Origin of the sequence: Pseudomonas sp. PA-1-3F (assembly GCF_021609665.1) — a bacterium.
Taxonomy (GTDB): Bacteria; Pseudomonadota; Gammaproteobacteria; order Pseudomonadales; family Pseudomonadaceae; genus Aquipseudomonas; species Aquipseudomonas paracarnis.
The window spans coordinates 114,199-124,426 of record NZ_WJZD01000009.1 but is presented as its reverse complement, the minus strand read 5'-3'; the positions used below and the strand labels follow the sequence as shown (position 1 = coordinate 124,426).

At 60.7% G+C, this 10,228-nt stretch carries 13 protein-coding genes; 8 read left to right on the top strand and 5 right to left on the bottom strand.

The window, feature by feature from the left end; genetic code table 11:
- Positions 1 to 206: 206 nt before the first annotated feature.
- The 4 genes from ftsY to rpoH all read left to right on the top strand — a co-directional run bounded on the left by ftsY (position 207) and on the right by rpoH (position 4,279).
- Entirely contained in the window at positions 207 to 1,607 is a 1,401-nt protein-coding gene (gene ftsY, locus GIV26_RS08570) for a signal recognition particle-docking protein FtsY (RefSeq protein WP_236280068.1), read from the top strand.
- On the top strand, positions 1,604 to 2,275 hold the full coding sequence (gene ftsE, locus GIV26_RS08565) for a cell division ATP-binding protein FtsE (protein WP_003195112.1): 672 nt from the start codon (positions 1,604 to 1,606) through the stop codon (positions 2,273 to 2,275). The genes ftsY and ftsE overlap by 4 nt, the downstream gene beginning before the upstream one ends.
- Positions 2,272 to 3,294, top strand: a complete 1,023-nt coding sequence (gene ftsX, locus GIV26_RS08560) for a permease-like cell division protein FtsX (protein ID WP_054897584.1) — start codon at positions 2,272 to 2,274, stop codon at positions 3,292 to 3,294. Before ftsE ends, ftsX begins: the two co-directional genes overlap by 4 nt.
- 130 nt (positions 3,295 to 3,424) lie before the next feature.
- Positions 3,425 to 4,279 (top strand): RNA polymerase sigma factor RpoH, encoded by an 855-nt coding sequence (gene rpoH / locus GIV26_RS08555; protein ID WP_003176698.1) that lies wholly within the window; start codon positions 3,425 to 3,427, stop codon positions 4,277 to 4,279.
- 188 nt (positions 4,280 to 4,467) lie between these two features.
- Here the strand turns inward: rpoH and mtgA are convergent, their stop codons facing one another.
- The gene (gene mtgA / locus GIV26_RS08550; RefSeq protein WP_054897583.1) at positions 4,468 to 5,190 is read right to left on the bottom strand and encodes a monofunctional biosynthetic peptidoglycan transglycosylase; all 723 of its coding nucleotides are present in this window, start codon (positions 5,188 to 5,190) and stop codon (positions 4,468 to 4,470) included.
- 74 nt (positions 5,191 to 5,264) lie between these two features.
- Here mtgA and GIV26_RS08545 point away from each other — a divergent pair, with 74 nt between their 5' ends.
- The 4 genes from GIV26_RS08545 to trmB all read left to right on the top strand — a co-directional run bounded on the left by GIV26_RS08545 (position 5,265) and on the right by trmB (position 7,503).
- Entirely contained in the window at positions 5,265 to 5,639 is a 375-nt protein-coding gene (locus GIV26_RS08545; RefSeq protein ID WP_054897582.1) for a DUF423 domain-containing protein, read from the top strand.
- Between the two features lie 79 nt (positions 5,640 to 5,718).
- The gene (gene thiS, locus GIV26_RS08540; protein WP_020301926.1) at positions 5,719 to 5,919 is read left to right on the top strand and encodes a sulfur carrier protein ThiS; all 201 of its coding nucleotides are present in this window, start codon (positions 5,719 to 5,721) and stop codon (positions 5,917 to 5,919) included.
- Positions 5,920 to 5,973: 54 nt separating this feature from the next.
- Positions 5,974 to 6,768: a thiazole synthase gene (locus GIV26_RS08535; RefSeq protein ID WP_014720334.1), complete on the top strand. Its 795-nt coding sequence runs from the start codon at positions 5,974 to 5,976 to the stop codon at positions 6,766 to 6,768.
- Between the two features lie 9 nt (positions 6,769 to 6,777).
- Positions 6,778 to 7,503 (top strand): tRNA (guanosine(46)-N7)-methyltransferase TrmB, encoded by a 726-nt coding sequence (gene trmB / locus GIV26_RS08530; RefSeq protein WP_003195101.1) that lies wholly within the window; start codon positions 6,778 to 6,780, stop codon positions 7,501 to 7,503.
- Between the two features lie 138 nt (positions 7,504 to 7,641).
- Here trmB and GIV26_RS08525 read toward each other — a convergent pair whose 3' ends face one another.
- Genes GIV26_RS08525 through GIV26_RS08510 form a run of 4 tightly spaced genes read right to left on the bottom strand, consistent with a single transcriptional unit; the run spans position 7,642 to position 10,211 of the window.
- On the bottom strand, positions 7,642 to 7,965 hold the full coding sequence (locus GIV26_RS08525; RefSeq protein ID WP_003195099.1) for a DUF3392 domain-containing protein: 324 nt from the start codon (positions 7,963 to 7,965) through the stop codon (positions 7,642 to 7,644).
- A 19-nt stretch (positions 7,966 to 7,984) separates the two neighbouring features.
- Complete coding sequence (gene hemW / locus GIV26_RS08520) at positions 7,985 to 9,187, bottom strand: radical SAM family heme chaperone HemW (RefSeq protein ID WP_054897580.1); 1,203 nt, start codon at positions 9,185 to 9,187, stop codon at positions 7,985 to 7,987.
- Entirely contained in the window at positions 9,184 to 9,780 is a 597-nt protein-coding gene (gene rdgB, locus GIV26_RS08515; RefSeq protein ID WP_070415484.1) for an RdgB/HAM1 family non-canonical purine NTP pyrophosphatase, read from the bottom strand. The genes hemW and rdgB overlap by 4 nt, the downstream gene beginning before the upstream one ends.
- On the bottom strand, positions 9,777 to 10,211 hold the full coding sequence (locus tag GIV26_RS08510; RefSeq protein ID WP_032894709.1) for a DUF4426 domain-containing protein: 435 nt from the start codon (positions 10,209 to 10,211) through the stop codon (positions 9,777 to 9,779). The genes rdgB and GIV26_RS08510 overlap by 4 nt, the downstream gene beginning before the upstream one ends.
- Positions 10,212 to 10,228: the final 17 nt, after the last annotated feature.

Below are 10,228 nucleotides of genomic sequence, written 5' to 3'. Positions count from 1 at the left end.
GCTTGGTCTTAGCGTCGGCGGGCGAGGAGGTGCTAGGATACTGATCCGACCTAGGGACGGCCACTGTGGCTGTCTTGTTAAGGCCCTATTTAGGCCTTACAAAATGTTGCGCATGAACGAGCTGGCTAAAAAACAGTCTGTTACGCATCGAATTTTATTTACCGAAGCGCCCCTTGGCGCGTCGCTACCTTGAGATAGCCGTCTCCATGTTTGGTTCCAACGACGACAAGAAGAGCCCAGCTGCGGCTGGCGAGAAGAAAGGCCTGTTCGGATGGCTGCGCAAAAAGCCGCAGGAAACCGTCGTCGAACAGCCACAGGTTCACGCTGAACCGACCCCCGAACCCGTAATAGAAGCTGAACCGGTTGCCGAGACGCCAGTTCCGGTGGTGTTGCCGATGGCTGAGCCGGTGTTGCAGCCGGTCGTCGAGGCCGAGCCGGAACCTGAGCCTGCGCCCGAGCACAAGCCCTGGTTGGAGCTGCCCGTGGCCGAAGAGCCCGTGGCGTTGGTGGAGGATGTTCAGGCCGAGCACGTCGTGCCGCCGATTCCTGCAGTGGTTGAGCCGGCGCCGGTAGAGGTTGCGGCTGAAGTACCGCCCGTTGTTGAAGTTCCTGTCCCGGTTGTTGCCGCACCTGCCGTCGTCGAGCCAGAGCCTGCCGTTGCCACCACCGAAACCAGCAAAACCGGATTTTTCGCCCGCCTCAAGCAGGGCCTGAGCAAGACCAGCGCCAGTATTGGCGAAGGCATGGCCAGCCTGTTCCTGGGCAAGAAAGTCATTGATGACGAGCTGCTGGAAGACATCGAGACCCGCCTGCTCACCGCCGACGTGGGCGTCGAAGCCACCGCCGTGATCATCCAGAGCCTGACCCAGAAGGTCGCGCGCAAGCAGTTGACCGACGCCGATGCGCTGTACAAATCCCTGCAGGCTGAGCTGGCCGCCATGCTCAAGCCGGTTGAAGCGCCGCTGGTGATCACCCCGAAAAAGCCGTTCGTCATCCTCGTTGTAGGGGTTAATGGCGCTGGCAAGACCACCACCATCGGCAAACTGGCCAAGAAGCTGCAGGGGGAGGGCAAGAAAGTCATGCTCGCCGCCGGTGACACCTTCCGTGCCGCGGCCGTCGAGCAGTTGCAGGTGTGGGGCGAGCGCAACAAGATCCCGGTGATCGCCCAGCACACCGGTGCCGACTCTGCGTCGGTGATCTTCGATGCCGTGCAAGCCGCCAAGGCGCGCAACATTGATGTGCTGATCGCCGATACAGCCGGCCGTCTGCACACCAAAGACAACTTGATGGAAGAGCTGAAGAAAGTGCGCCGCGTGATCGGCAAGCTCGACGCCGATGCACCCCATGAAGTCCTGCTGGTGCTCGACGCCGGTACCGGCCAGAACGCCATCAGCCAGGCCAAGCAATTCAACCAGACGGTGCAGCTGACCGGCCTGGCATTGACTAAGCTCGACGGCACGGCCAAGGGCGGTGTGATTTTCGCCCTGGCCAAACAGTTCGGGTTGCCGATTCGCTATATCGGCGTCGGTGAAGGCATCGACGACCTGCGCACCTTTGAAGCCGAACCCTTTGTACAGGCACTGTTTGCCGAGCGGGAGCGTTCATGATTCGATTCGAACAGGTCGGTAAACGCTATGCCAACGGGCATGTGGGCTTGCATGAGCTGAGCTTTCGAGTGCGTCGCGGCGAATTCTTGTTTGTCACCGGCCATTCGGGCGCGGGCAAAAGTACGCTGTTGCGCCTGCTGCTGGCCATGGAACGCCCGACTACCGGCAAGTTGCTGCTGGCGGGCCAGGACCTGGCCACTATCAGCAATGCGCAAATTCCATTCCTGCGCCGCCAGATCGGCGTGGTGTTCCAGAACCACCAATTGCTGTTCGACCGCACGGTATTCAACAACGTGGCCCTGCCGTTGCAGATACTGGGGCTGTCCAAGGCCGAGATCGTCAAGCGCGTGGATTCGGCCCTGGAGCGTGTGGCCTTGTCGGACAAGACCGACCTCTTCCCCGGCGACCTGTCCACCGGCCAGCAACAGCGTGTCGGTATCGCCCGCGCCATCGTCCATCGCCCGGCTTTGCTGCTGGCGGACGAACCCACCGGTAACCTCGACCCGCGCCTGGCGGCCGAGATCATGGGGGTGTTCGAAGACATCAACCGCCTGGGCACCAGCGTCTTGATCGCCAGCCACGACCTGGCCCTGATTGCCCGTATGCGCCATCGCATGCTCACCCTGCAACGCGGCCGCCTGATCGGCGATGGGGAGGCTGGCGTATGAGTGCTACACGCAGCCCTAAAGTATCCGAACGCGTGGCGCCGAAACCGGCCGACCCGCAACCGAAAAAGAAGAAGCACGACGACGACGACGGCCCGGACTTCGGCACCCTGGTGCACGCCTGGATCGAAAGCCATCGCGCCAGCCTGCTGGACAGCCTGCGGCGCCTGGGCAAACAGCCGATCGGTAGTTTTTTCACTTGCCTGGTGATGGCCGTGGCCTTGAGCCTGCCGATGGGCTTGTCGCTGTTGCTTAATAATGTGGAGCGCCTGGGCGGCTCCTGGCAGCGGGCGGCGCAGATTTCGCTGTACCTGAACCTGGACACCAGCAGCAAGGAAGGCGAAGCGCTGCGTGACGATATCAAGAACATCCCGGGGGTAGCCGAGGCCGAGTACATCAGCCGCGACCAGGCTCTCGAAGAGTTCCAGCAGCAATCCGGCCTGGGCGAGGCGCTCAAGGAGCTGCCGCAGAACCCGCTGCCGGGCGTGGTGCTGGTAACGCCGAACGAGGTCGACAAGCCGGCGCTGGAAGCCCTGCGACAAAAACTCGCAGAGATGCCGAAGGTGCAACAGGCGCAACTTGATCTAGTCTGGGTAGAGCGCCTGGCCGCGATCCTCAAGCTGGGTGACCGCTTTGTGTTCGGCCTGACGGTGTTATTAGTGTCTGCATTACTTTTGGTGATAGGTAATACCATTCGTCTTCATATTGAAAACCGTCGCACCGAGATAGAAGTGATTAAACTGGTGGGCGGCACAGACAGCTATGTGCGTCGGCCTTTCCTGTACATGGGCGCGCTGTATGGCCTGGGTGCGGGGATCTTGTCTTGGGGGGTACTGGCGTTTGGCCTGGATTGGTTGAACGACGCGGTTGTCGGCTTGGCCGGGCTCTACGGCAGTGATTTCGCGCTGGCCGGTGTGCCGGTAGCCGATGGTCTGAGTCTCTTGCTCGGAGCGGTGTTGTTGGGGTATATCGGTGCGTGGATTGCGGTGGCACGGCATTTACGCGAGCTGGCGCCGAAGTAGTTAATGCCAGATTAATGTGGTTTCGTTTGTATTGACCGTATCAGCGGTTTAGGGAACTTGTCCTACGGTTCCCAGGTCAATTTTCGCAGTGCTGAACTGCACGAGTTATGTGAGTCGGAGGTTTTTTCGTATGACCACTTCTTTGCAACCTGCTTATGCCTTGGTCCCGGGTGCGAACCTGGAGGCTTATGTGCACACGGTCAACAGCATTCCATTGCTGACGCCCGAGCAGGAGCGTGAACTGGCCGAGAGTCTCTACTATGAGCAGGATTTGGGGGCGGCTCGGCAGATGGTGCTCGCCCACCTGCGTTTTGTCGTACATATCGCCCGTAGCTATAGCGGCTACGGTCTGGCCCAGGCCGACCTGATTCAGGAAGGCAACGTTGGCCTGATGAAGGCAGTGAAGCGTTTCAACCCTGAAATGGGCGTGCGCCTGGTGTCGTTTGCCGTGCATTGGATCAAGGCGGAAATCCACGAGTTCATCCTGCGCAACTGGCGCATCGTGAAAGTGGCCACCACCAAGGCCCAGCGCAAGCTGTTCTTCAACCTGCGCAGCCAGAAAAAACGCCTGGCGTGGCTGAACAACGAAGAAGTCCACCGCGTGGCCGAAAGCCTCGGTGTGGAGCCGCGTGAAGTGCGCGAGATGGAAAGCCGCCTGACCGGCCATGACATGGCCTTCGACCCAGCCGCCGAAGCGGATGACGACAGCGCCTTCCAATCGCCGGCCAACTACCTGGAAGACCACCGGTACGACCCGGCGCGTCAACTGGAAGACGCCGACTGGAGCGACAACTCCAACCACAACCTGCACGAAGCGCTGGAAGTGCTGGACGACCGCAGCCGTGACATCCTCTACCAGCGTTGGCTGGCAGAAGAAAAAGCCACGCTGCACGATCTGGCGCAGAAGTACAACGTGTCGGCCGAGCGGATTCGTCAGCTTGAGAAAAGCGCGATGAACAAGCTGAAGTTGTCGATCGCCGCTTAAAATGCAGCGAACAAAAAATGCCCCGGTCGAAAGACCGGGGCATTTTTGTTTGTGTTCGAAAAGTCTCAAGCCCAACTCGGTTTAATGTGGGAGCTGGCTTGCCTGCGATGAGGCCGTGTCAGATGAAGCATGGGTTACTGACCCACCGCTATCGCAGGTAAGCCAGCTCCCACAGGTCCCATATTGTGTCAGTCGGACCAGGGTGCCTTTCGAGAGTTGTTCAGCTCCATCAGGTAACCATCCCCGCCCAATTGGCTCATCTGCTGGCGAATCCACGCCGCCCGCCGTGCCACATAGGCCGTCGGATGGCTGGCACTCCACACCCGTGGATTGGGCAATACCGCCGCCAGGTAACTGGCCTGCTGCCGCGAAAGGCCCTTGGCGCTCACGCCAAAATGGTGCCGCGCCGCTGCCTCTGCGCCAAACACACCTTCATCCCATTCCACGCTGTTGAGGTACACCTCAAGAATCCGCTGCTTGGGCCACAACACCTCGATCAAACCGGTAAACCACGCCTCTAGGCCTTTGCGCAAATAGCTGCGGCCGGCCCACAGGAACAGGTTTTTCGACACCTGCTGGCTCAGGGTGCTGGCACCGCGAATCGAGCCGCCGCGTTCGTTGTGCAGAATCGCCGCCTGGATCGCGCCGAAATCAAAACCCCAATGTTGTGGGAAGCGCTGGTCTTCACCGGCCATCACCGCCACTTTCAGGTCATCGGATATTTCATCCCATGGCACCCAGCTGCGTTGCAGGTCGATAGGCTCTCCGTCGACCCAGGACTCGACCTTGCGCTCCACCATCAGCGCAGTGAACGGTGGCGGCACCACACGAAACAGCAGCACCAGCAACACACTGCCGATGGCAAACCATTTCACGACGTTGAGAAAGCGTTTGAAGAGGACACGCAGCATAGAGATGGCTTGGCCGAACCCGTTGAGCGGGCCATTATACAGACCCTGCCCGATGAGTCTGACTGGAGTTCCCCATGCTGCGTAGCTTTCTGATGCTGGCTGCCTTTTTCGGCTTTACCGGTGTCGCCCTGGGCGCGTTCGCCGCCCACGGCCTGAAAAACCGCCTGAGCACCGACTACCTGGCGATCTTTCATACTGGTGTGACCTACCAGTTGGTGCATGCCCTGGCACTGTTCGGCGTGGCCTTGCTGGCGGCGCATATTCCGGGTCGGCTGGTCACTTGGGCGGGTATTTCGTTTACCGTCGGTATCCTGCTGTTCTCGGGCAGCCTGTATGTGCTGACGATGACCGGCATCAGTAAACTGGGGATCATCACGCCGTTTGGCGGGCTGGCGTTCCTGCTCGGCTGGTTCTTCCTGGGCCTGGCGGCGTGGCGTTTGCAGCTTTGACCGCTTGACGCTTGGAGCTGACCTTCAGGTTCCAATCGCGCTAGAATGCGGGCCCCTAAAAACGATGGCGGCCCGTGGCATGCGCATTCAGTTGAACGGCGAACCCTTTGAACTGCCCGACGGCGAAACCGTTGCGGCCCTGCTGACCCGTCTGGACCTGACCGGGCGTCGCGTCGCAGTGGAGCTCAACCTGGATATCGTCCCGCGTAGCCAGCACGCCGAGACTGCGCTCACCGAAGGTGACCAGATCGAAGTGGTCCACGCCATCGGCGGCGGCTAGCCCGCCACGGCCGCAACGCATTCTGCAGAACCTCATCCAACCAGAGGATTTCCCATGAGCATCGTTCGTAGCGACAAGCCTTTCGTCCTGGCCGGTCGTACCTACCAGTCCCGTCTGCTGGTCGGCACCGGCAAGTACCGCGACATGGAAGAAACCCGCCTGGCCATCGAAGCCTCGGGTGCCGAGATCGTCACCTTCGCCGTGCGCCGCACCAACCTCGGCCAGATCGAGGGCGAGCCGAACCTGCTCGAAGTGCTGTCGCCGGAGCGCTACACCTTTTTGCCAAACACTGCTGGCTGCTACGACGCCATCGAAGCCGTGCGCACCTGCCGCCTGGCTCGTGAGCTGCTCGACGGCCACAACCTGGTGAAGCTGGAAGTGCTGGCCGACCAGAAAACCCTGTTCCCCAATGTGATCGAAACCCTCAAGGCCGCCGAGACCTTGGTCAAGGAAGGCTTCGACGTGATGGTCTACACCAGCGATGACCCGATCATCGCGCGCCAACTGGCAGAAATCGGCTGCATCGCGGTGATGCCGCTGGCTGGTTTGATCGGTTCCGGCCTGGGCATCTGCAACCCGTACAACCTGCAGATCATCCTTGAAGAAGCCAAGATCCCGGTGCTGGTTGATGCGGGCGTGGGCACTGCCTCCGACGCAACCATCGCCATGGAACTGGGCTGCGACGCGGTGCTGATGAACTCGGCCATTGCCCATGCCCAGCAACCAATCATGATGGCCCAAGCCATGAACCACGCCATCGTCGCGGGCCGCCTGGCCTACCTCGCCGGGCGCATGCCGAAAAAACTCTATGCCAGCGCCTCTTCGCCGCTGGATGGTCTGATCAAGTAAGAGCTATTGATGACTGAATCAAACGAAACGCCGAACACCGTGGAAGAGGGCGACGAGTCCAAGCACCGCCGCATCAAGAGTTTTGTGATGCGCGCCGGCCGTATGACCGAAGGCCAGCAAAAGGGCCTGGAGCAGGGCACGCCGCTGTTCGTGTTGCCCCTGGCCGACGCGCCGGTGGACTATGACCAAGTGTTCGGCCGTTCAGCCCCACGCTCCCTGGAAATCGGTTTCGGCATGGGCCATTCCCTGCTGGAAATGGCCGCAGCCGCGCCGGAGCAGGATTTCATCGGTGTGGAAGTGCACCGCCCAGGCGTCGGCGCACTGCTCAACGGTGTGCTGACCCAAGGCCTGAAAAACCTGCGGGTCTACGACTGCGATGCGATTGAAGTGCTCAACCGCTGCATCGCCGACAACAGCCTCGACCGCCTGATGCTGTTCTTCCCCGACCCATGGCACAAGGCCCGTCACCACAAGCGCCGCATCGTCCAGGCGTCCTTCGCGGAACTGGTGCGCAGCAAGCTGAAAGTGGGCGGCATCCTGCACATGGCCACCGACTGGGAACCGTACGCGGAATACATGCTGGAAGTGATGAACGTCGCCCCCGGCTACCGCAACCTGGCCGAAGACGGCAAATGCGTGCCACGCCCGGCCGAGCGGCCGATCACCAAGTTCGAACGCCGTGGCGAGCGATTGGGGCATGGGGTGTGGGATTTGAAATTCGAGAAGCTGGCTTAAACAGTCATTAGCTTGAAACGCAATCAAATGTGGGAGCTGGCTTGCCTGCGATAACATCACCTCGGTATCACTGATACACCGAGGTGTCTGTATCGCAGGCAAGCCAGCTCCCACATGTGTTTTGTAGTGCCTGCTGGGTCAGCGGCGGTCTGCTACCACGCCAATCAACACCAGCACCACGATCAACACCGGCGCTAGGCTGTAGTTATTGAACTGGCTCAACCCCCGCACAATCCACGGCGTGGCATAGATCAACGCCGCACCGCTGCCGATCAGGCACAGCAGGGCCATCAAGGGTACGCGCAAGGCGCCGGCGATGCTGCCCAGGCGCGCTTCGACCCAGCCCTTGATGTCGGCGCCGAACAGCACCAGCAAACAGCCCACAAGGGCCAACGATATTTCCGACAGGTTGCTACGGCTCCAGCGGGATACGGTGGCGAGCAGGTCGAGTACCAGATCCATTCGATTTCCTTAAGAGCTATCAGCTCAAAAACTTCTGCAACAGGTCATTGAGAAAGAGTTGCCCGCGGTCGGTGGCCGCCAGGCGTGACGGTTCGACCTGCATTAATCCACTTTGTTCTGCGTCGCGGCGGCCTTCATCGAGGCTCGCCAGATCGAGGCCGGTGCGCTCGGCGTAAAGCTTGGCATCAACCCCTTCGGTGAGGCGCAGCGCGTTCATCAGAAACTCGAACGGCAGTTCATCGTTGGTCAGTTCTTTCGCGCCGGCCTGGAAGCTTTTGGCCGGGTTGAGATAGTCCTTTGGTGCACGGGTTTTCCAGGTGCGGATAATGCGCCCGTCCGGGTGGCTGAGCTTGCCGTGGGCCCCGGCGCCGATGCCGATAAAGTCGCCAAAGCTCCAGTAATTGAGGTTATGCCGCGCCGGCCGCCCCGGTTGGGCGTAGGCCGAGACTTCATATTGTGCGTAACCGTGTTCGGCGAGCAGTGCCTGGCCGGCTTCCTGGATATCCCACAGCGTGTCGTCTTCCGGCAGCGCGGGCGGCTGGTTCCAGAACACGGTGTTGGGTTCCAGGGTCAGTTGGTACCAGGACAGGTGCGTCGGTTTGAGTGCAATGGCCTGGCGCAGGTCGCCCAAGGCGTCCTCCAGGGACTGGTTGGGCAGGCCGTGCATCAAGTCCAGGTTGAAGTTGTCGAACCCGGCCTGGCGCGCCATGCCGGCTGCGCGCACGGCTTCATCGCCATTGTGGATGCGGCCCAGGGCTTCAAGCTTCTCTTGCTGGAAACTCTGGATGCCGATGGACAGGCGATTGATCCCCAGTTTGCGGTACGCCACGAACTTCTCTTGTTCGAACGTCCCGGGGTTGGCTTCCAGGGTGATCTCGATATCGTCAGCAAACGGGATACGCGCTTGAACGCCCTTGAGCAGGCGGCCCAGTGCAGCCGCACTGAACAGGCTGGGCGTGCCGCCGCCAAAGAAGATCGAACTCAGCTTACGGCCATATACGGCGTGCAGGTCTTGGTCCAGGTCGGCCAGCAGGGCGTCCACATACTCTTCTTCCGGCAGCACTTTGCTCGCGGTGTGGGAGTTGAAGTCGCAATACGGGCATTTACGCACGCACCACGGGATATGGATGTACAGCGCCAGGGGCGGCAGATGGGGCAGGGCCGCCCGTGGTGTTTGCGCGCCACCGTGGATCAGCGGCTGCGCAGAGGTGTTCTGGGTCATTTCAAACCCAGGCGCTGGCGCAGCAACGCCATGGCGCGGGCGCGGTGGCTGATCTGATTTTTGTCGGCCGGGCTCAGTTCAGCGCTGGAGACATTGCGCTCCGGCACCCAGAACAGCGGGTCATAGCCAAAGCCATGTTCACCGCTGGCCGCGTGCAGGATGCGCCCGTGCCACAAGCCTTCGCACAGAATCGGCAGCGGGTCGTCGGCATGCCGCACCAGGGCCAACACGCAGACGAACTGCGCACCACGCTCGGCCTCCGGCACGTCTTTGAGGGCGTCGAGCAGCTTGACGTTGTTGGCTGCATCGCCCTGGCCGTCGGCGTAACGGGCCGAGTAGATACCAGGGGCGCCGCCGAGGAAATCCACGGCCAGGCCCGAATCATCCGCCAGGGCCGGCAGGCCAGAGATACGCGCAGCATTGCGGGCCTTGAGGATGGCATTCTCGACGAACGACAGGCCGGTCTCTTCCGGTTCGACCTGGCTGAACTCGCCGATCGAACGCAGTTGCACAGACTCACCGAGCATGGCCTGCAGTTCTTTGAGTTTGCCGGCGTTATGGCTGGCGAGTACGAGTTGGGTGAGGTTCATCATTGGGCCGGGAACAGTTCTTGGTTGAATTGGAAGCCGTGGGCCTTGCCGCCGGTTTCAACGTTGATGGTGAAGGTCTTGTATTCCCGTTGCGTCACGGTGTAGGGCGCGAGGTAGCTGATGCCGCCTTTTTCTTCGATCTGCTTGAACGTCAGGATCTCGCTTTTGCCGCCCAGGTCCTTGATAGTGCCGGTGACTTGCGCGGCCACTGGGCTTACGCCCTTGATCACGGTCACGTTGATCAATCCCTTCTCCTTGCTGCGCACCACGCCGACTTTCTGGGCGGTCTCGGGTGGCAGGAAGCTTGAAGTGAAGGTGTTGTAATGAACGGTGATATCGCCAAAGTCTTTTTTGCGATTAGCGTCGATAGTGTCGGCGGCCATGGCGCTGGCGCCCAGGCATGCGGTCAATAGAAAAATAGCCAAACGACTCATGAACGTCCCTCTTGAAG